At 60.3% G+C, this 21,737-nt stretch carries 18 protein-coding genes; 15 read left to right on the top strand and 3 right to left on the bottom strand.

Annotated elements, in window-relative coordinates; all coding sequences use genetic code 11:
- The first annotated feature begins 55 nt into the window (after window positions 1-55).
- A complete protein-coding gene (locus RM6536_RS00655) occupies window positions 56-874 on the top strand; it encodes an alpha/beta hydrolase (RefSeq protein ID WP_060823636.1) in 819 nt (272 codons plus the stop codon).
- 123 nt (window positions 875-997) lie between these two features.
- Here RM6536_RS00655 and RM6536_RS00650 read toward each other — a convergent pair whose 3' ends face one another.
- Window positions 998-2,284, bottom strand: a complete 1,287-nt coding sequence (locus tag RM6536_RS00650) for an AI-2E family transporter (protein WP_060823635.1) — start codon at window positions 2,282-2,284, stop codon at window positions 998-1,000.
- Between the two features lie 292 nt (window positions 2,285-2,576).
- Between RM6536_RS00650 and RM6536_RS00645 the strand changes: the two genes are divergently transcribed.
- From RM6536_RS00645 to RM6536_RS00615, 7 genes are all read left to right on the top strand, one after another.
- The gene (locus tag RM6536_RS00645; RefSeq protein ID WP_060823634.1) at window positions 2,577-3,593 is read left to right on the top strand and encodes a tetratricopeptide repeat protein; all 1,017 of its coding nucleotides are present in this window, start codon (window positions 2,577-2,579) and stop codon (window positions 3,591-3,593) included.
- A 322-nt stretch (window positions 3,594-3,915) separates the two neighbouring features.
- Window positions 3,916-4,899, top strand: a complete 984-nt coding sequence (locus RM6536_RS00640; protein WP_060823633.1) for an ABC transporter ATP-binding protein — start codon at window positions 3,916-3,918, stop codon at window positions 4,897-4,899.
- Entirely contained in the window at window positions 4,875-6,551 is a 1,677-nt protein-coding gene (locus RM6536_RS00635) for a hypothetical protein (RefSeq protein WP_060823632.1), read from the top strand. The genes RM6536_RS00640 and RM6536_RS00635 overlap by 25 nt, the downstream gene beginning before the upstream one ends.
- 302 nt (window positions 6,552-6,853) lie before the next feature.
- Window positions 6,854-7,153, top strand: coding sequence for a DUF3039 domain-containing protein (locus RM6536_RS00630; protein ID WP_005506434.1), 300 nt, complete (start codon window positions 6,854-6,856; stop codon window positions 7,151-7,153).
- Between the two features lie 248 nt (window positions 7,154-7,401).
- A complete protein-coding gene (locus RM6536_RS00625; RefSeq protein WP_060823631.1) occupies window positions 7,402-9,189 on the top strand; it encodes a DEAD/DEAH box helicase in 1,788 nt (595 codons plus the stop codon).
- Window positions 9,190-9,508: 319 nt separating this feature from the next.
- The gene (locus RM6536_RS00620) at window positions 9,509-10,942 is read left to right on the top strand and encodes a glycine-rich protein (RefSeq protein WP_145974225.1); all 1,434 of its coding nucleotides are present in this window, start codon (window positions 9,509-9,511) and stop codon (window positions 10,940-10,942) included.
- Between the two features lie 467 nt (window positions 10,943-11,409).
- Entirely contained in the window at window positions 11,410-12,801 is a 1,392-nt protein-coding gene (locus tag RM6536_RS00615) for a hypothetical protein (protein ID WP_060823629.1), read from the top strand.
- A gap of 306 nt (window positions 12,802-13,107) precedes the next feature.
- Here RM6536_RS00615 and RM6536_RS00610 read toward each other — a convergent pair whose 3' ends face one another.
- Both RM6536_RS00610 and RM6536_RS00605 read right to left on the bottom strand, forming a co-directional pair.
- Entirely contained in the window at window positions 13,108-13,734 is a 627-nt protein-coding gene (locus RM6536_RS00610; RefSeq protein ID WP_060823628.1) for an isochorismatase family protein, read from the bottom strand.
- Window positions 13,735-13,821: 87 nt separating this feature from the next.
- A complete protein-coding gene (locus tag RM6536_RS00605; RefSeq protein ID WP_060823627.1) occupies window positions 13,822-15,120 on the bottom strand; it encodes a nicotinate phosphoribosyltransferase in 1,299 nt (432 codons plus the stop codon).
- A 240-nt stretch (window positions 15,121-15,360) separates the two neighbouring features.
- Here RM6536_RS00605 and clpS point away from each other — a divergent pair, with 240 nt between their 5' ends.
- From clpS to RM6536_RS00570, 7 genes are all read left to right on the top strand, one after another.
- Window positions 15,361-15,681: an ATP-dependent Clp protease adapter ClpS gene (clpS, locus tag RM6536_RS00600; RefSeq protein WP_060823626.1), complete on the top strand. Its 321-nt coding sequence runs from the start codon at window positions 15,361-15,363 to the stop codon at window positions 15,679-15,681.
- Entirely contained in the window at window positions 15,681-16,298 is a 618-nt protein-coding gene (locus RM6536_RS00595; protein WP_060823625.1) for a DUF2017 domain-containing protein, read from the top strand. Before clpS ends, RM6536_RS00595 begins: the two co-directional genes overlap by 1 nt.
- Before the next feature lie 154 nt (window positions 16,299-16,452).
- Complete coding sequence (murI, locus tag RM6536_RS00590; protein WP_060823624.1) at window positions 16,453-17,523, top strand: glutamate racemase; 1,071 nt, start codon at window positions 16,453-16,455, stop codon at window positions 17,521-17,523.
- A complete protein-coding gene (locus tag RM6536_RS00585; protein WP_060823623.1) occupies window positions 17,514-18,407 on the top strand; it encodes an MBL fold metallo-hydrolase in 894 nt (297 codons plus the stop codon). The genes murI and RM6536_RS00585 overlap by 10 nt, the downstream gene beginning before the upstream one ends.
- A 90-nt stretch (window positions 18,408-18,497) precedes the next feature.
- Window positions 18,498-19,229, top strand: a complete 732-nt coding sequence (gene rph, locus RM6536_RS00580) for a ribonuclease PH (RefSeq protein ID WP_060823622.1) — start codon at window positions 18,498-18,500, stop codon at window positions 19,227-19,229.
- A 38-nt stretch (window positions 19,230-19,267) separates the two neighbouring features.
- Window positions 19,268-19,924 carry a non-canonical purine NTP pyrophosphatase gene (locus tag RM6536_RS00575; protein ID WP_060823621.1) on the top strand — a complete coding sequence of 219 codons (657 nt, stop codon included), beginning with the start codon at window positions 19,268-19,270 and terminating at the stop codon, window positions 19,922-19,924.
- A 320-nt stretch (window positions 19,925-20,244) separates the two neighbouring features.
- On the top strand, window positions 20,245-21,474 hold the full coding sequence (locus RM6536_RS00570; RefSeq protein ID WP_060823620.1) for a peptidase E: 1,230 nt from the start codon (window positions 20,245-20,247) through the stop codon (window positions 21,472-21,474).
- The last annotated feature ends 263 nt before the right edge of the window (window positions 21,475-21,737 follow it).

The raw sequence follows: 21,737 nt of genomic DNA, 5'->3' as shown, positions 1-21,737 counted from the left end.
AAGACTATATTTCGACCAAGACCACATTCTCGAATCCAATTCTTGAAGGAACGCAATGAGCAACACCGCCGATATCACCCGCGAGCAGGAATTCGATCCCGCTCGCTACGTTTTCAGCACCGCCGCTGAACCCACCCCCATTAAGGCACGTACCGTCCTGCCGGCACGCCGCGAGAACTTCACCGTCACCACCGCGGACGGCAAGCGCCTCGTCGGTGAACTCGCCCTGCCCGAAGGCGACATCAAGGCAACCCTGGTGACCTTCCACCCGCTGCCCACCCACGGCGGCTACATGGACTCGCACGTGTACAAGAAGGCGTCCTTCCGCCTGCCGGCGCTGTCGAACATTGCGGTGCTGCGTTTCAACACTCGCGGTACCTCCTCGATTCGAGGCACCAGCGAAGGAGTTTTTGACGGTGGCTTTGCCGAGAAGAAGGACTTCGACGCCATCCTGAAGTTCGTACGCGAGCGCGCCCTGCCGAACCCCTGGCTCATCGGCTGGTCCTTCGGCACCGAACTGGTGCTCAAGTATGCGCCCGAATACGCGAACGAGTTCACCGGCGCTATTCTGCTCTCCCCGCCGCTGCACCGCGTGCACCCGGCTGAGCTGGACGAGTGGAACAAGATCTCGAACCCGCTGTACGCGCTGGTGCCCGAGCACGACGACTACCTGCAGCCTCCGGCGGCGCGTGAGCGTTTTGCGGCTGTACCGCGTACTCAGGTGATTCCCTTTGAGGGATGCAAGCACCTGTGGGTGGGTGAGAAGTCCGTGCAGCAGGTTCTGAACACCGTGGTTAGCATCGTGACCGGTGTACCCACCGAACTGCCCACCGAGTACAGCGGCCCGGTGGCAGAAGAAATCACTGAGCTTTAAGGTTCGGCATAAAAATATAAAGGCGGCGGCTTTGGATAGAACATCCAAAGCCGCCGCCTTTTGTCTTATATGCAATGCCTGCTCGGTGGAAGAGCAACGAACGCGTAGGGAACCTAGAGGTGACTACAGCTGATCTTGGCGAGGAATGAACACCTCACGCACCAGAATCAGCATGGAAGCCGCCACCGGAATAGCAATCAGCGCACCCAGCACGCCCCAGAGCGCGCCACCGGCAGCCACCGAAATAATCGCAACACCGGCAGGAACCGAGACAGCGCGAGCCATAATACGCGGAGAAATCAGGTACGCCTCCACCTGCAAGTACAGGAAGTACGCCACCGCAAACCACAGCGCCAGACTCCAGTCCTGAGTCAGCAGAATCAGCGAAGTCAAAACCAGCGCAATCACACCACCAACCAGCGGAATGAACGCCAGAATCATGACGACCAAAGCCATCAACTGCGGGAAGCTAAAGCCCAAGAACAACATTATGAAGAATGCGAAGAGGGCGTTCAGAATGGCTACCATCGCCTGACCCATAACGTAGTTACCCACCGACTCAGTAATCTTGTCGGTAATGTACTTGACGCGCACACGCTTAGATGCCGGCGCCAGACGCACCCCCCACGCCTTAATCGTGTCCATCGACGTGAGGAAGTACAGGGACAGGAACAGCACAATAATCACGCCGGTCACGCTCTGCGCCAGGGTGGAGCCAGCCGTAACCAGGCTAGACATGAAGCTATTGACCTGCGAAGAGGAGAACGTCGACTCCAAGAACTTCGGGACGTTCTCATTCACCCAGGTGCTGATGCTAAAACGCTGATCAAGCTCGTGATACCAATCAGAATCAATCGTGTTCTGATAAATACCCGGCGCATACTGAACAAACTTAGACGCCTGCTCGCTAATGACCGGGCCAATCGTCATGACCAGGCCGGTCACAGCGCCAGCAAAACCAGCAAGCACAGCAATCACACCGATACCGCGCTTAATGCCCCAAGACTCCAGGCGGCGCACAATCGGGTCCAGACCCAGAGCAATGAAAATAGCGCCGGTCACCCAACCCACCAGGGCACCCACATTATTGAAAATGTAGTAGGCAAGGAGCGCCAAACCCACACCCACGGTCATGAGGAAACCAAAAGCAACCGGGTTATGCATCATGGAGGTCTTGCCGTTACCGACCACCTTCGGGGCGGGAGGCACATCCTCAGAAGCGGCAGGGACCACCGGGATGGTATCCGTAGGAGGCATGGAAGCGCGGCGGCGGTTGGAACGCACCTGGCTAATGCTTTCGGTTATCTCGCTGAAGGTCTCCGTCAGCTGGTCGGTGAGGGATTCCTTCTTGCGCGTCTCGTGGGACGATGTCGTCTCTTCGTGAGCTGCTGAGGCTTTCTTCTCGCTCATGCTCTTCCTTTCCGGATCATTCCGGGTATTTTTCTCTACTGTGCCATTCTACCGGCTGGTTTACTTTGTTACGGCGTCAAGGGTGAACGTTAGAGATAGGGGAGCGCAAGTGGGAGAGATATCTACGCGCTGTTCAAGGATTAGTCTAAGCGCTAGTCCCGGCATGAGCTCAGAGCGTAGGCGGCAGGGAACGCGCACTCGCAACGGCGTAATGCGGGGATAATAGAGAAAGGAACGCGTGAAGGATCTAGCCCGCACGCAACAATAGATACAGAACGTAAAGGAGCCCAGGATGAGCATTATTTTTGATCCGGCAGACCGCGGCGCATCCCAGAACGCGGCACAGGGTAACGTCGCGCAGGGTGGTGCAGCACAGAACGGGGCAGCGCAGGAGATTCCCGCCTCCGTACGCAACGCCATGGAACTGAACCCCAACGCCGGGGCACAGAACGCAGCGGCACAGTCTGCTGGTGCACAGGGTGGCGAGCAGACCCCCTCCGCTCCCACCTGGCGCTACGAGGTCAACACCCCCGAAGAGTTCCAGAAGTTCGTGCAGCTCTCCAGCCAGGGTGCCGTGATTTTTGCGCTCTACGCGCCGCACTCGCCGTCCTCCCTGCAGATGCTCGAAGGCGTGCAGAAGCTCGTCGACTCCGCCGCAGGTAGCATGATTTGTGCCGCCGTGGACGTTACTAAGCTCCCTGAAGCAGCCCAGGCATTCGGCGTGAGCGGCGTGCCCGCGGGCGTTGCCGTTCTGGCGGGCCGCCCGGCACCGATTTACACCGGCCCGGTCAGCGCAGAAGACCTCGGCGATGTGCTCTCCCAGGTTCTGCAGCTCGCGGCACAGTACCAGCTGCCCGGCGGCTTCGACCCGGTCGTTCCCGAAGACGAAAAGCCCCTGCCGCCCCTGCACGCAGAAGCCGTCGCCGCCCTTGACCGCGGCGACCTGGAGGGCGCCCGCGCCGCATACCGCAAGGCGATCACCGAGAACCCCGGCGATAAGGAAGCGAAGCTCGGCCTGGAACAGGTCGAACTGCTCGCTCGCGTGAAGGACCTGGACATGGCAACCGAACGCGCGGCGGCTGCGGCAGACCCCATGAATATTGACGCCGCGTTCAACGTAGCCGACCTGGACCTGGTGGGCGGTCACGTGGAGGATGCATACAACCATCTGCTGCGCCTGTTCAGTGCGGTAGGCCCCGACGATAAGGGGCGTGTGCGCGAGCGCCTCGTGCAGCTCTTCGACGTGGTGGGTGCATCTGACCCGCGCACCGTCAAGGCGCGTGCGGCACTGACCATGGCGCTGTTCTAAAAACAGCTGTCATCCGGGAATCGTCATGAACCGGTCTAATCGGCTGACACTTTGACCCTGGAACTTTGAATTACGGACGGGCTATCGTCTACCCCCGCACTCGGGCTGCGGGGTAGGCGGTAGCCCGTTCTGCGTTCGCGGGTTTGAAGTGGTTTTGAGGCGGGGGAGAGAGCGAGAGCAGGTGACTCAACCTGTCTGATAGCGCGGTTGGATGGCATCTATAGCACCCCGAAATGTCCATATTATGCATTGTGAGTACTTAATAATGCAGGTTTCATCACCAAACCTGCTAGACCTCATGGGGGGGTGATAGGGTGAGAATATGAACACTAGTCACATTTCCCAGAACCCGAATCCGCAAGAACCAGGTTCACCGCAGAACCCGGTACAAGAGACCGCACTAGAGGCAACACCCGCCGCGGCAGCGCCCCAGGCTGTAGCCCCCGAATCTGCAAACCTAGAGCCTGCTGCTCCGGAAGCTGTAGTTCCCGCATCGGTAGCACCGCAGCTACCCGTCACCCTGCAGACCGTGCCGGCAGCTGGCGCTCGCCCCGCCATCGAAATCCGCGGCCTCACCAAGGCATTCGGTCAGAAGGTCGCCGTCGACCGCATCAACCTCGACATCCCCTCCGGATCGTTCTACGGACTGGTCGGCCGCAACGGCGCCGGTAAAACCACCACCATCTCCATGGTCACCGGCATGCTCAAGCCCAACGAAGGCACCGCATACGTGCGCGGCATCGACATGTGGGCCGACCCGCTCAAAGCCAAAGCACACCTGGGCGTGCTACCCGACGGCGTGCACCTCTTCGACAAGCTCACCGGTGAGCAGCTCATCACCTACTCCGGCTACCTGCACGGAATCGATAAGGAAACCGTTGCCTCCCGCGTCAAGGACCTGCTCGCCGCAATGGACCTGACCGACGCTGCAGGCCGTGCCGTTGCCGACTACTCCGCCGGTATGACCAAGAAGATTGCGCTCGCCGCCGCCCTCGTTCACGCGCCCTCCGTGCTGATCCTGGACGAGCCCTTCGAGGCGGTCGACCCGGTCTCCGCAGCCAACATTCAGGACATTCTGCGTGGCTTCGTTGCCTCCGGCGGAACTGTCATTATCTCCTCGCACGTTATGGACCTTGTTCAGCGTCTGTGCGACCACGTAGCCGTCATGGACTCCGGCCGTATTCTCGCCGCCGGAACCGTCGACGAAGTACGCGCCGGCGTGAGCCTTGAAGAACGATTCGTGCAGCTGGTCGGTGGCCGCACCTCCTCGGAAGGATTGTCATGGTTGGGCACCTCGTCTCACTAAAGTGGCAGTATGTGCTCGCTTCCTTCCGCCGAAGCATCTGGGCGCTCATCGGCCTGATTTTTGCGGCGCTTTATGCGGGCGGTATGCTCTTCGGCCTCGGCTCCGCATACGTTATCGCTAACTCGGAGGTACCCGAATACGGTCAGCTCGGCGCCCTCCTGGTAGGCGCTGTTATTGCGCTCGCCTGGGCTATCGTCCCCATTTTCTTTAGCGGACTGGACGGCACCCTGGACGAGAGCCGATTCGTGCTCTTCCCCATCAAACCCTCCACCCTGCAGAAGGGCCAGTTCCTCGGCGGGTTCGTGGGTATCCCCGGCATCGCGAGCATCATTGCCGTGCTGCTGGGCGCTATCGCGTTTATATCGCAACCGCTCGCGCTGGTCGTGTACCTCATCTGCTGCGTGCTCGGCCTTGCGAACCTCATGGTGTGGGCGCGCCTCGCCAACCGCCTGGGCATGGCGCTGAACGATAACCCGCGCATCGCCAACACCCTGATGATCGTTGCCATGCTACTGATGATGAGCGCCGGCTTTATCTTCGGTGGAACGATAACCTACCTGACCAAGCACTGGGAAGAGGTGCTGCCCTACCTGCCGTGGCTCAGCGTGACGCCCTTCGGATCGGCATTTGCGGTGCCCTACTTCATGGCGACCGGCAATATGGGTGTTGCCCTTGGCTGCCTGGCTCTGACCCTCGTCTACCTGGTCGGCGGTTGGTTGCTGTGGGGTAAGAACCTGGCACGCTCCATGGCGAATGTGGGCGGTAGCGCCCACCACGCCAGCGCAACCGAAGTCGCCGCAGGTGATTTGGGCCTGTTTGCACGGTTCCCCTCAACCCCGCGCGGCGCCGTGGCGGCACGAACCCTGCACTCATTTCTGAAAGACAACCGTCTGCAGTTGCTGACCGTAAGCACCGCCATGCTTTACCTGATACTGACGGTGGGTATGCCGCTGTTCCTGAGCTCTGTAGGGTCCGTTAAAACCCAGGTTGATTTTAATGGCATCAACGCGGCTGAAGCTAACCAGATTATCAATAGCGGCGTCATGCAACTCTTCGGATTCTGGATGTACTTCTGCACCGTCTTCACCGGCTACTACATGTGCTACCTCGTCTCATACGACAACACCGCATTCAGCCTACACGTGCTCTCCCCGCTACGCGGTATTGACGATCGTCTCGGCCGTCTTTGGGGTTACAGCATCCTGATGGTTCCGATCGTAGTGGTGATGGTGTTCGTCGCCTCAGCGGCAAATGGACACCTGGAGCTTTTCCCCATTGTGCTGATGCACCAGCTGGGCGTGCTCGCCGCAGCGGCTGGCATGGGCAGTGTGATGGACACCTTCATTAGCCCGCCCGTGGCGCCTCCGGGTGCTAACCCGTTCAAGAACCCGAAGAACAATGAGGGCTTCGCTAATCAGTTGCTGCTGATGCTCACCGTAATTCTGGTGATGCTCAGCGCGCTACCCGGCGGTATCTCGGTTGTTGTGTACATTTTCGTGACCCAAGATCTACTAACCCTCGTCTTCGGTGGCTTGATTCAGCTCCTGATTGGTGCCGCACTGCTCGTGGGCGGCGTGGCGTGGGGCGGTCACCGCTACGACAAGGTCAGCTCCAAGATGCTGGAACGCGTGGCACGCTTCCAAACGAACTAACGAGAGTCGAAGCTCCAGCACATCAGGAATAAACGAGAAGGGGTCCGTGTTAGGTACTAAGCCTGGCACGGAACCCCTTTTCTATGCTTCTATACCGCCCGAAATTCTAGCCCCGAACTTCTAGCGGAAAGAAGCTCGCCGCAACACTACGAGTCTGCGCCTTAGCTGTGGTCTGCCTCCATATTGACCGCCCCTGGGCCCAGCACCACGCAACAGCTACTAAAATAGAGAAGGCGCCGATCACCCAACCGTGCAGCGGCACCCCTCACCCTATGTATCCCACCTCATCATCAAGGAGAAACATGAGCTCGATCGAAGGCATCGAAGACCCCTTTGGCCCCGGAACCGCAGGCGGCACCGCCCTGCTCGAACGCGAAGAAACCCAGCTTTCTGAGCCCGGCGACCACGAGCGCTTCTCCCACTACGTACGCAAGGAAAAGATCCTCGAATCGGCGCTGACCGGTGAACCCGTACGCGCCCTCTGCGGCAAAATGTGGGTACCCGGCCGTGACCCGCAGAAGTTCCCGGTCTGCCCCCAGTGCAAGGAAATCTACGAAGGCCTCGCACCCGGTAACGACGGCGACAACGGCTCCGGCGAATAATACGCGCCAAGCAAGACACCTCAGACAATACGACTGAAATAACTACATCTGAATAACACGCAGCAGCCAGACTCAACGGCACAACACCGCCCATGAGACTTTGCTGACTAGCACCAAATTCTTGCACCACAGCCCGGCCCAACCCGCGGATGTGGTGCTAGAATTTAACCTCGCTGTGCCCGGCGGGCATCAGCCGTCCCGAGCCTAACCCGCCGCAACAGCAGAGGCAGACGAGGAAGAAGGAGAGAATGAGCGCACCCGCAGAGGAACCCACACTATTCGACAGTATGGTGAAGCCGAAGCTCTCCCCGGCATACCCCGACCGCGCCCCCTGGGGTACTTCCGTCAGCCTGCGCGCCTGGCAGGCAGAAGCCATGCAGAAGTACTTCGAAACCAACCCCCGCGACTTCATGGCAGTCGCAACCCCCGGCGCGGGTAAAACCACCTTTGCGCTGACCCTCGCTAAGGAACTCTTCAACCGCGGCACGGTTCGCCAGCTCATTGTTGTGGCGCCGACCGACCACCTGAAGAAGCAGTGGGCAGACGCCGCCGCGAAGGTCGGTATTCCGATTGACCCGAACTTCAAGAACGCGGATGTGACCATTAGCCGCCACTATAAGGGCGTGGCGCTGACTTACGCGCAGGTTGCGAATAAGCCGCAGCTGCACGCCCGCAACACCGAGGCGACGAAAACCCTCGTGATTTTTGACGAGATTCACCACGCCGGCGATTCGCTGTCCTGGGGCGACGGCCTGCGTGAAGCGTTCGATGACGCGACCCGCCGTGTGGCGCTGACGGGTACCCCGTTCCGTTCGGACACCTCCCCGATTCCGTTCGTCACCTACGAGGTCGATAACGACGGTATCCGCCGTTCCAAGGCAGACTACTCCTACGGTTACGGCCCCGCGCTGAAGGACCACGTGGTGCGCCCGGTCATCTTCATGGCGTACTCGGGTCAGATGCGTTGGCGCACCTCCGCCGGTGAGGAAATGGCGGCAAACCTCGGCGAGGGTTTCACCAAGGACATCACCTCCCAGGCGTGGCGAACCGCCCTCGACCCCAACGGCGAATGGATTCCGACCGTGCTCGCGGCGGCCGATAAGCGCCTGACCGAGGTGCGCCGCACCGTGCCCGACGCCGGTGCGCTCGTCATCGCCACCGACCACGCGGACGCCAAAGCCTACGCCGAGCAGCTTCAAAAAATTACCGGCGAATACCCCGCCGTGATTCTCTCTGACGACCGTGAAGCCTCCGCAAAAATTGACGAATTCCGTGAAGGCACGCAGCGCTGGATGGTCGCCGTGCGCATGGTGTCCGAAGGCGTGGACGTGCCCCGCCTCGCCGTGGGCGTGTACGCCACCAGCACCAGCACCCCGCTGTTCTTCGCGCAGGCGATTGGCCGTTTTGTGCGTGCCCGCAAGCGCGGCGAAACCGCCTCCGTGTTCCTGCCGTCTGTGCCGCAGCTGATGATGCTCGCCAACGACATGGAAGTAGAACGCGACCACGCCCTCGACCGCGGCGCACCCCAGGAAATCGACCCCATGGTTGAGGGCCTGGACGATCACCTGCTCGAAGAAGCAAACCGCGAGGAGCGCGCCTCCGAGCAGCTGGCACGCGGCAAGTTCGAGGCGCTCGGCTCCGAGGCGTCCTTCCACGGTGTGCTGTTCGATGGTGCCGAGTTCGCCTCCGGCAACCTTGCCGTGGGCAGTGAAGAGGAGCAGGACTTCCTGGGTATTCCTGGTCTGCTGGATGCCGAACAGGTCGGTACGCTGTTGCGAGCGCATCAGCGTGAGCATGCGGCACGCCGCCCGGCGACTGCGGCACCTTCGGTGGTGGATCACCGCCAGTTGAAGGATTTGCGCAATAAGCTGGCGAAGAATGTGGCGGCGTGGTCGATTCGTTCGGGTCAGCCGCACGGTGTGATTCATAATGAGCTGCGTAAGATTTGTGGCGGCCCGGCGGTCGCGCAGGCTTCGGCTGAGCAGATTCAGGCGCGTATCGATAAGCTGTCGGATTGGTTCGTTGGCCGACGCTAGAACGTAGATAGAACGTAGAGAAAAGCCCCGCGAGTGTGTATGCGCTCGCGGGGCTTCTGTATGCATAAAATGCAAAAATATTGGGTCTGAGGCGCGATAATCATGACAGCGCGGAGATAGAACGTGTAGCCTAGTGTGGGTAAGTTCTTTAGCAAACACGGCATGGCCGCCGGGCTTAGGGAATTTTCCATTGATGCGCAGCATATAGGTCTATGCTGGGGCATCAAAACTCTAAGAAACACCATGCAACCAACCCCAGGCTTGTGCGCACCCGGATAGCGTGCACTGGGACGGTTGCACCAACCATTGAAGGACAGTGATGTCTCATATTTCTCGCCGTAAGGTCGTGAAGGGTGCCGCCTGGGCGCCCCCCGTGATTGCGGCTTCTTCGGTCGTTCCGACCTTCGCCTCTTCTGTGGACTGTACTTTTGCAGAGAACGCCTATGTCTCCGCTCGGGGTATGAACAATTTTGAACGCGCTGAAAAAGAATTCACAATCCCTGAGGGCACTCATAAGCTACGTTTTGAGCTGACCGGCGGTGCAGGTGGAACCTACGACACCAATCTTCCTGGAGGGTCCGGCGCCAAAGTTAGCGGAATCGTTGAAGTGAAACCCCACCAGACCGTCAAAATTATTGCAGGCGGTGAAGGCCGTATTGAACCTCAACCTTATCCTGTAGGTGAGGGATACCGACTCGGTCCTGCAAAGGGCGGATACGGGTTTGGTGACGGAGGGTCAATCCCCGAGGTTAAAATTCCCAAAGAGGTTCTAGATAATGTTTATGAGCGCTGGATTTGGGGAAGCTATTGGGACAATGGTCCACTTCCTCAACCGATGCCGATGGAAGAAATCTATGGATGCTCTGGTGGCGGGTCCTCAGCACTGTTGATTGACGGTGAGGTCATTGCTGTTGCTGGTGGCGGTGGTGGAGCGGCTAATGTTGGCAAACCATACACTGCAAAGCCCTATAGGCGCCATTTCCCCGGCATTGTGGATGTTCGTATGACTGGGCCCGAGCACCCGACCCACGCGCCCGTATACAGCGCAGCTGGTGTTGCTGGTGGGGCTCGTGGTGGTGACGCCAGTGCGGGCCACGGATACTATGCTCAGGATCTCAACCTTGAGCTGACTGTTGAAGGTGGTAAAGGTGGTGGCGGAGGCATTGGTGGTGCCGGCGGCGCTAAGCCGACTGTTCTGACCGGTACTCCCAAGAGCATCTTTAGCTTTGACAGCCAGAATAATCAGATTATCTATAGTTCCTTGACCGCTGGTAATCCCGGCACTAATGGTCTGAACGGTAAGGGCGGCGATGGCGTAATGTCCATGAGCTACCAATTGGACAATAATAAGGCATGGTGGCGTCAGGACGACGTAGAAGTTCTTGAATTCCCCGATGGAACCCGAGAAGAAATCGGCTACTACGATGTAGCGCCCTTCTTCAATGGTGCGCAGATTATGGTATCCGGTGGCGGCGGTGGCGGCTACGGTGGTGGCGGCTCTGGTGCGGCGCTCTCGCAGTCATCTATCACGATTGCACAGAAGTGGAATAACAATCCGAAGGGTATTCGCCAGAGCATCAGCTATGTGCAGTTGGCAGGCTCTGGTGGTGCAGGTGGTTCCTACCTGGCACCGCAGGTGATGGAGGGGGAGATTTCTAACTCCAATAACGTCACTTCCAGCGAAGCATTCAGCGGCGCAACGTACTCTCATAATGGTATCGTGAAGGTATTCCTCTGCCAGACCGGAAAGTAATTTGATATTGCTTAGGCGCATGTTGAACTAGCTACTACCGGTAGTAGTTCTTGGCTTGAAGCCCCGCGAGTGTGTATGCGCTCGCGGGGCTTTTCGCGTGCCGTAATATTTGGTCGCATAAGCATAGATGACCCTCAACTAGAGCCTTATACCTGTAGGGTAGAAGAGGATGCGATATCCGGTACCGAACGCAATCTTCGGCACGGATACCTCCCCGTTCTTAGACACCGGCCAGTATGAATAAAAGGGCAGTGCTGAGTGCATGAGCGGTGCACATATAGAGAAACACCAGGTCACCGTTTCCCAACCACGCACACCTGAAGCACCACATTTTCCGCTTCGCATCCGAGGCGGTAGCGTAGCACCTGATGATCCCCGCCTCCGGGGAAGTATCAGCCCGGCACAGTCTGCCGCCCCGCGCGCGGTAGGGGAGCGAGCACCTGAACTAACCACACCGAAGGACACTGATGTCTACTCATATTTCTCGCCGCAGGGTCGTTGCGGGTGCCGCGTGGGCCGCCCCCGTCATTGCCACCTCGGCTGCTGTTCCCGCGTTCGCTGCATCCCTGGACTGCGTCTTTGCTGACAGCCCCCACAAGTTCTTGAGGGGATATAGTGACTATCGTGTAGAAGAGGAATTCACTGTCCCCGCTAACGTGAGTAAGCTTCGCTTCGATATTTTTGGTGGTGGCGGAGTCAGCGACACCGGCCACGAAAGCGGCTCGGGCGCCCGAACCACCGGAATCGTTGAAGTGAAGCCGGGACAGACGGTTCGTATCATTGCGGGCGGCGGTTCTGGAGGAAACTACCACCGCCGGGGCAGGCTTACGACTGACGGGCCCGGACGAGGCGGTCGTGGCTACGGCGACGGCGGCGACGCACCCCGATTCACCATGCCTGCCGAAGTGGTGGCTGAAGTGACCAAACGCTACCCGGGCGCCCTCAACTGGAGGGAACTTAAAAGGGGTCCCAAGGGTACCGTTGAGGTTTATGGACACCCCGGAGGCGGCGCCTCGGCACTACTGATTGACGGCGAAGTCATCGCTGTTGCAGGCGGTGGTGGTGGCGGTGGCGTCACGTACTCCTATACCTCAGCGCCTCATGCTAAGCATTTCCCCGCTGTTCTTGATGCGAGCGTGACGAATTTTTACCACCCGACTAATCCGCCCATTCGCAGCTTTGCGGGTAGCGGTTTGAGCACTCGCGGTGGAGATGCCACCACGGGCACCCAGTTCTACACCCACAGCCTGAACACTAAGGTATCTGTTGACGGCGGTAAGGGTGGAAACAATGGCGCCGGTGGAGCGGGTGGTGCTAAGCCCGAGGTGCCGACTGGTAGCCCCAACCATATCTTTAGCTACGACAGCCAGAATAACCAGGTGCTGTACAGCTCTTCGACCGCAGGTAACGCGGGCGGCTCCGGCTTTAAGGCTAAGGGTGGTAACGGTGCTGTCGCTTATAGCTACCAGCTCGACAATAACGACCCGAAGAACCTTGAAGTGCTGACCCTGCCCGGCGGCGAGCGCATCGAATTCTCTGCTGAGGAGATTGCCGCAGAGTTCAACGGCTACCAGTTCGCAATGTCCGGAGGCGGTGGCGGCGGCTACGGTGGTGGCGGTTCGGGTGCTGCACTGGCGCTGTCTGCTATTACGACTATCCAGAAGTGGAATAACAACCCTGATGGTATTCGCCAGAGCGTGAGCTACCTGCAGTTCTCCGGTGCCGGTGGTGCGGGTGGTTCGTACCTGTCGCCGCGCGTTATTGAGGGTGAAATCTCTAACTCTATGAACGCGATGAGGACCGGCATTAACGTCCATGATGGCGAAGCCAAGGTGTACCTCTGCGAGACAAAGGGTTAGTCTTAGCGCCTTCTGAACGTGAGTGGTAGAAGCCCGCGAGTGTATGCGCTCGCGGGCTTTTTCGCGCCCAGAAATGCCTGGGTGAGCGAGGTCATGGCGGAGGTTCGCTTCAAGTAAGCGGCTCGGCTGACTAAGTGGCCTCGGCTATTCGGGGGTATTACACGATGAGTCGTAGGCACGCTAAATCATCGGCGCAGTAAGTTATCGGCGCGCTAAGTTATCGGTACAGCAAGAGGCGAGGAGCCCGGGATAGTACATCCGATAGTACATCCCGGGCTCCCCGCCTCTGTATATTCAAGGTCAAGGTCAGAGAACCTCAACCACCTCAACGCCGTCGGCTTCCAGTGCCTCAGTGGTTTCGTCGAGCTTGTCCTCGTGCACGGGCGCGGTCAGGTCAAGCAGTACGCGAGTCTCGTAGCCTGCATCAACCGCATCGCGAGCGGTTGCCGCCACGCAATAATCGGTGGCGATACCAACAACATCGACGAACTCGATGCCGCGCTCATCCAGCCACTCCGACAGAGGAGTCTGCGGGCCGTCCTCGGACGCATCCACACCGAGCTCGTGCTCGCCGGTTGCGACCTCATCCTCGGGTGCCAGAAGACCCTCAAAACCCGAGTACGCTGCCTCGAAGCGGCCCTTACGGAAGTACGCCTCAATGTAGTCGGTGTCCAGGTTCTCGTGAATCTGCGCGCCTTCGCTCTTGGCGACGCAGTGCACCGGCCAGGAGTCAACATAGTCGGGGGTGTCAGAGAAGTGCGAGCCCGGCTCGATGTGCCAGTCCTGGGTGGCAACAATCGCGTCGTAGCGGTGGTGGTTGTTCTCCACGTATTCGCTAATCAGCGCGGCAACGTCCGCACCGCGCTCGGTGGCGAGGGCGCCGCCGGCGCAGAAATCGTTCTGCACGTCAACAATAATTAGTGCCTTAGACATGTCTGTCCTTTACAAGTAGGAATGAGTTTTCACTCTGATTCGCCGAGTGAAATTCGCCGAGTGAAAACAGTATCTCAGAAGGGTGGTTTAGATGAACTCGGTCGGAATAATCGGCTCACCCTCCGAGAGGCGGCGGGCAACTTCGGGAAGCTCAGCCAGGGATGCGGCGTGGCGGGCGGTTGCGCGGCGCACGCCTTCCTCGCCGGTGAAGCCGGGGAGCAGTTCGCCGTTGCGGACGAAGTCCACCATGAGCGGGCGGGTGTCTTCGAGCAGGCTCGGGTCCTCGTGGGTGCCCAGAACCTCGGCGGTCGCAATGCCCATGCCGTTGAGACGGCGGGCCGCACGCTTGGCGCCACCAATGGACGCCTTGCCAGCCGACGCCTTAGCGACCGGCTGCATTTCGCCAGCGGCGTTCTCACGCTCAACAACCTTGTACACCATGGAGGAAGTCGGCGCACCGGAACCGGTGACCAGCTTGGTGCCCACGCCGTAGGAGTCCACGGGGGCTGCCGCCAGGGATGCGATAGCGTACTCGTCCAGGTCGCTGGTGACGGTGATCTTGGTGTTAGTGTTACCGAGCGAGTCGAGCAGTTCACGCACGTGAGCCGCGGTGGCGACCAGGTCGCCGGAGTCCAGGCGTACGCCGCCGAGCTCTTCGCCCGCGAGTTCCACGCCGAGGCGGACTGCCTCGTCCACATCATAGGTGTCGACGAGCAGGGTGGTGCGAGCACCGAGGGAACGCAACTGAGCCTCGAACGCTTCACGTTCGCTGTCGTGCAGCAGGGTGAAGGCGTGGGCGCTGGTGCCGATGGTGTGCAGACCGTAGCGCAGGCCAGCCTCCAGGTTGGAGGTGCCCGCGAAGCCGGCGATAACGGCGGCGCGTGCAGCGGAGACGGCGGCGCGTTCGTGGGCGCGGCGCGAACCCATTTCGAGGCAGGGTCGGTTGCCTGCGGCTGCGCTCATGCGGGAGGCGGCGCTCGCCACGGCGGAGTCAAAGTTCAGGATGGACAGCAGGTAGGTTTCGAGGACGCACGCTTCGGCGAAGGTGCCTTCGACCTGCATGACGGGGGAGTGGGGGAAGAACGCTTCGCCTTCTGCATAGCCGCGGATGTTGCCGCTGAAGGTGAAGGATTCGAGGTAGGAGAGGGTTTCTTTGTTGACGATGTTGCGGGAGGAGAGGAAGGAGAGTTCTTCGTCGTTGAAGCGGAAGTCTGCGAGGCCTTCGAGGAATCGGCCGGTGCCTGCGAGGATGCCGTAGCGGCGGCCTGCGGGCAGGCGGCGGGTGAAGACTTCGAAGGTGCACTTGCGGTTGGCTGCGCCGGAGGCGAGTGCCGCCTGGAGCATGGTCAGTTCGTAGTGGTCGGTGAGAAGAGAGGTAGTAGCCATATGTTTATTGTAGTGGGGGATTAGGGTATTTTTCCTCTTAAGTCGGCGTGTCAATCACTACATAAAGTATTCTTGACTCTAAGTACTGTAGTATGACAAATTACCAGCACTCTGAGCGGGAACAACGCAGGATAACCACCGCAGCGGCACAGGATGAACACAGCGGCAACTCTGGGGACAACACAGGGGCAACACATACCCGCCCGTATAATCAAAGGGAACCGGCCGCAAAGGAAACCAATGAACACTACCGCCGTGACCCTCTCCACCGGAACCCTCGAGGACACCGACCTCGACACCGCACTGGAGAACATCCTCGCCACAGAAACCCCCTGGAAAGTCATCGTCTGGAACGACCCCGTCAACCTCATGACCTACGTGTCCTACGTCTTCCGCAGTCACTTTGGCTACTCCCGCGCCCGCGCCGAAGAGCTCATGCTGCAGGTGCACAACAACGGCAAAGCAATCGTCTTCACCGGCTCGCGCGAAGACGCCGAAAAACACACCCAGGCAATGCACGCCTGGGGTCTGCTGGCAACCTTCGAGAAAGTAGAAAACTAATGGCGCGACCCTTCCGCCGCACCCCCGGAGGCTACACCGCCTCCTTCGAACCCGCCGAACGCGACCTGATTCGCGAACTCGCCGAAGACGTGCGCGCGCTGCTGCGCCCGGCAGACACCACCGCTGACGGCGGCACCGTCGACCCGCTGGAGGCGCTGGTCGGCATCACCGAAAACCCCACCGTCCCCGCCGACAGTGCCGTAGCACGCCTGCTACCCGCCGCAAGCAGCGACGACGAGGCCGCCACCGAATACCGCCGCTACACCGAACGCGACCTGCGAGAAACCAAACGCGCAAACCTCGCCATGCTCGCCTTCGACATTGAATCCAGCGACCTGCGCCTGAACGAGGAGCACGCCCGCGCCTGGGCTGCCGCGCTCGGCGATATTCGCCTGGTGCTCGCCGACCGCCTCTACATCGTGGACGAAGACACCGCAGAAGATATTGCGGCGTTCACCGACCCTTCCGAGATTGAGACCCAGGAAGAGTACATGGCTGTGGTGTACAACTTCGTCTCCTGGGTTCAGGACTCGCTCATGCTCGCCATGCTCGACGGACTGGACGACGAAGAAGAAACACCCGGCGGAGCATTTGGCGGGGCAAACGAGCAAGAATAGAACGAATTTTTCGAATTACCCCTCAAACTATTGTCATATACAACCACATAATGGTGGTTCTCGACTCATCTAGCCGCTCTATGGAATAAATGGGTAACCTTAGCGAGTTAGCATAGAACGTGGTACCCGACCGATAACAAAGTGTAGGTGACACATGAGTGACAGTATCGACGCAACCAATCCCTACCGTGCCCGCACCCCCTGGGGTAGCCCCGCGCCCGTAGGCCCCACCGCCGCGGCACCCATCGGCGTCTTCGACTCCGGAGTCGGCGGACTCACCGTGGCACGCGCCATCATGGACCAGCTGCCTCACGAACGCATCATCTACGTCGGCGACACCGCCCACGGCCCCTACGGCCCCCTCAAAATCGCAGAAGTACGCGCCAACGCGCTACGCATTATGGACGAACTCGTCGACTCTGGCGTGAAAATGCTCGTCATCGCCTGCAACACCGCCTCCGCGGCGGTGCTCCGCGACGCCCGCGAACGCTACACCCGCCAGTACGGCATCCCCGTCATTGAGGTGATTCAGCCCGCCGCCCGCCGTGCGCTCGCCGCAACCCGCAACCGCAAGATCGGCGTGATTGCAACGGAGGCGACCGTCACCTCCCGCGCCTACGAGGACACTTTCGCGATTACCCCGAACCTTGAGGTGCACTCGGTGGCGTGCCCGCGCTTCGTGGAGTTCGTGGAGAAGGGCATTACCTCCGGTCCCGAGCTGCTGGAGACCGCCCGCGAGTACCTGCAGCCGCTCAAGGACGCCGGCGTGGACACCCTCGTGCTCGGCTGTACCCACTACCCGCTGCTGGCCGGCGTAATTTCCTACATTATGGGTGAGGATGTCACCCTGGTTTCCTCCGCGGATGAGACCGCGAAGGACGTGTACCGCGAACTGCTCAACCATGCCATTGAAAGCCCGGTCCCCGAGGAAAACCCGCGCCACGAATTCCTCGCCACCGGCGAATCTGAGACGTTCTCACAGCTGGCGCGCCGCTTCCTCGGCCCCGAGGTCACCAACGTGCGCCACACCAGCTCCGTGGCGGAACGCTACCCGACCGGCTCGCTGGCGGCGCTCACCCCCGAAATGCTTGCGGCACACCGCAACATCAACATCGACGAAAACATCACCCTCGACGAATCGGCAGATCTTGCAGAGGTAGCACACACCTCCGCGGGCACCGAATTTTCCGGCACCACCCCTAAGGACGACACCTCATGCGTCTAACCGTTATCGGTTGCACGGGCTCCTTTCCCGGCCCCGTCTCACCGGCTAGTTGCTATATGCTCACCGCCACGGACTTTGCGGGTCGCACCTGGCGCATCATTATGGACATGGGCAACGGCTCACTCGGCATGCTCCAGCGCCATATCGACCTGAGCGATATCGACGCGATTCTGATTTCGCACCTGCACCCGGACCACTGCATCGACCTGTCCGGTCTGCACGTGGCGGTCAAGTGGGATCCGCGCGGCTGGCCCAAGGGCCGCATTCCGCTGTACGGTCCCGCCGCGATTAACGAGTACCTTTCGGCGACTCACGGCCTGGACCCGGAGCCGGGCATGAGCACCGAGTTCGAGTACCACACCTGGACCGAGGGTGAGCCCGTGCAGATTGGTCCCTTCCGCGTGGAGCCGTTCCGAGTGGTTCACCCCTCGAAGGATCCGTACGCGCTGCGCATCACCTGCAATGACCGTGAGGGCCACACCGTGTTCGCATACTCGGGCGATACCGACCTGTGCGAGGGCCTGGTTAAGGCTGCTCGCGGCGCTGACCTGTTCCTCTGCGAGGCTGCATACCAGGAGGGCCGCGATGACGCCCTGCGCGGTATTCACCTGACCGGCAAGCGTGCCGGCGAGGCAGCCACGGAGGCGGGCGTGCGTAACCTGCTGCTGACCCACCTGCCCGTGTGGAACGACCCGGACATTGCCCGTGAGGAGGCGCGTAGTGCCTTCTCCGGCCCGGTCGGCATTGCCGAAATGGCGGCAAGCTACCGCATCTACCCGCGCCCGACGGAGGCTCACCCGGTCACGTCCACCCTGAATGTGGTGGAGGTGCTCGACCCGCCGCTGAACACCGCGATTGCCTTGCCGAAGCCCGAGCTGGACTAGGTACAACAACCCCGGTACACGCCTTTTGCGCCAGCTAACACAGATTCAACAGACAGACACAGACCCCGCAGACAGACCCAAGGAGAACCCATGACTGCACCCCGCGAAGACGGGCGCGCCCTCAACGAACTGCGCCCCATCACCATTACCCGCGGCTGGTCCCGCAACGCTGAGGGTTCTGCCCTTATCGAGTTCGGCAACACCCGCGTGCTGTGCACCGCATCCTTCACCGAGGGCGTGCCGCGCTGGCTCAAGGGCGAGGGTAAGGGCTGGGTGACCGCTGAGTACGCGATGTTGCCGCGCGCCACCAACACCCGTTCTTCTCGCGAGTCGCTCAAGGGCCGCGTGGGTGGCCGCACCCACGAGATTTCCCGCCTGATTGGTCGCTCCCTGCGCGCCGTCATCAACATGGACGAGCTGGGCGAGAACACCATCGTGCTCGACTGCGACGTTCTGCAGGCTGACGGCGGCACCCGCACCGCTTCCATTACCGGCGCGTACGTGGCGTTGGCTGACGCTATTACCTGGGCGAAGGAGCAGAAGATTCTGCCCGCTAAGGCGAACCCGCTAATCGATTCGGTGTCCGCAATTTCGGTGGGCATTATTGACGGCACCCCCATGCTGGATTTGCCCTACACCGAGGACGTACGCGCAGAGACCGACATGAACGTGGTCGTCACCGGCAGCGGCAAGTTCGTTGAGGTTCAGGGCACCGCAGAGGGTGCGCCTTTCGACCGCGACGAGCTCAACAGCCTGCTCGACCTGGCTCTGGAAGGCACCGCAGAGCTGGCTCAGATTCAGCGTGAAGCACTGGCACACTAACCCGTCTCAGTAACTAGTTCCGTCGACAAGGAGAAACTATGGCAGACGCAAAGATTGTTTTGGCGAGCCACAATAAGGGCAAGCTCAAGGAACTGCGCGAGATTCTGCGCGGACGCATTGACGGCCTGGACGTTGATACCCAGGTGGTTGACGCCTCCAGCGTGAACGCACCCGATGTTCCCGAGACCGGCGTGACCTTCGCTGAGAACTCCCTGCTGAAGGCTCGCGCTGTTGCCGAGGCAACCGGCCTGGTCGCTATTGCTGACGATTCCGGCCTGTCGGTAGATGTGCTCAACGGTGCTCCCGGTATTTTCTCGGCGCGCTGGGCGGGTAGCCACGGTGATGACACCGCGAACCTGAACCTGCTGCTGGCTCAGCTGAGCGATATTCCTGCCGAGCACCGCGGCGCGAAGTTCTGCTGCGCGGCGTCGGTTGCCTCCCCGAACGGTTTTGAGGCGGTCGAGTACGGCGAGCTGCCCGGCGAGCTGCTGACCGCACCGGCGGGGGAGGGCGGCTTCGGTTACGACCCGATTCTGCGCCCCGTGGAGCTGAACGGTGAGAACGCCCTGTACGAGGGCCAGTACGCTGGCAAGTCGTGCGCTGAGATTCCCGCCGAGATTAAGAACTCGATTAGCCACCGTGCGCGTGCTTTTGAGGCGCTGATTCCTCAGATTGCTGCCGCGCTGACCTCCTAAAACCTCTGTCTAAAACCGTCGCTGAGGCGCCAGAGCATACTCGCTGTGCCTGTCTCACTGCGCCGGTCTGATGGGTGAAAACGCGGGGTTGGGTGCGATTTTTTCGCGCATCCCCCTAAAATCCCCCACAGAGATACCAATTAAAGGCACAATAGTGTGAGAAGCTTTACCTCAAGGTTAGTGACACCCAAGAAACTCGTCTGCTGAAGGTACCTTCGGCAGACGAGTTTTGCTATTGAAAAGCCTTTCAGTGGGGCATCCGCCCGATGCCCGCCCGTCACCGACCGCGGTATAAAACCTGCAGCGAAAGAGACACACCGATGCTCATCCTTCTTCTGCTGATGGCATTCGCCCTTGCCGCCGGATGCTGGGCGTACTCCTACGTGTGGCGCGGGCTGAACCGCCGCGTCATTGCCGCCGTGAAGGTGGTCGACCCGATGATTACGCTCGGCCCGTACGTCATGGTGGCGTGGGTGGCGTTCATGGGTCTAATCGCCACGAATATCTGGGCGACCGGAACCCTGCATACCGTGCTAACGATTAGTCTCTGGGTGGTTGCCGTAGGTTGCCTCGGCTGGGCTGGATTCTGGCTGCTCATGCACTGCCTGGGCGGGCAGACCCCCGGCAAGCGCCCGATGTGGTGGCGCGAGGCGGTTGCCGCTAAGTTCGCCTGGCGTAACCTCTCGCGTATGCCCGCCTACCTGGGCGCTCGCACCAGCATCCTGCCGGTGGAGAACCCGCACCTGACCAAGCCGTATTCGGGGTCGTGGACTCGCCCGCTCGGTGCGACCATGCCTGGGTACAGTTCCAACGGTGAGTTTATTGAGGGCTTTGACGAGTTCGGTCGCAAGATGCCGCGCCTCTACCCGGTGGGCCCCGAACCGACCATCTTTGAGATGGCGCGCTGGGGTAAGTCGGTGAGCTCCGATCAGCTGCTGACGACCTTCCTGCCGACGGCTCCGTTTGAGCGTCTGCGACTGCCCGGCACTATTACGGGCCCCTTCACCTTTGCGGGGGAGGTGCCGCACGGTGCGGTGACGAAGTGGCCTCGCCGCAGTGGCGCGAACCGCGCCTTCGGCTCCTACGCTCGTCTGGGTGAGATTACCGAACGTAAGGTGGAGCTGCTGGTTGACCACCGCATCATTGCGGCGCTGCAGACCACCCGCGAAAGCTACGAACGCCGACACAGCTGGATGCTCGCCTTCACCGATATCGCGGACGGCGACTTCACGATGGACGCCGATGAGAAGGGCAACCTGCGCATCACCTTCGGCATGATGACCGAGGGCTACGAGACTCCGTGGGTCTTCACCAGCACCCTGAAAGACAGCCCGCGCCTGCGCCGCAAGGTACACCACGCCATGAGGGAACGCCGCGTGCTCAAGCAGAGCAGCGGCGAGCTGATGGACTGGTACTTTGTGCCCAAGCTCAGCGAGTTCCCGCACGGCCCGGTCACGAATGAGCTTCCCGAAGAGTTCTACTTCAAATCCAATATCATGGTCACGAACCGTCACGAGAGCTCCTCGCGCGCCTCGGGTGATATGCACTAGGGTGATGCACACTAGGGGAACGCCTCAGCTGTGAGGTACCCAGAGTGGATACCTCGCAAGCGCACCCTAAAAATTCAGATACCCACAGATACTTACACGCCGGCTGCTACTCCATGGGGGAGTGGCAGCCGGTGCTTTTCTGCTGTTCCATTCTCTCGACCGCACCTAATGACGATGCAGACAGAAGCGGGCAACAAGCCACGATAGAATAGAAACTTAGAGCACTATGAGCGCAAGCCGGGGCGTTTCTGATTAGCCTCCGT

This window comes from Rothia mucilaginosa, assembly GCF_001548235.1.
Taxonomy (GTDB): domain Bacteria; phylum Actinomycetota; class Actinomycetes; order Actinomycetales; family Micrococcaceae; genus Rothia; species Rothia mucilaginosa_B.
Note: the sequence above shows the minus strand (reverse complement) of the source record. Positions and strands in the feature narration are given on the sequence as shown.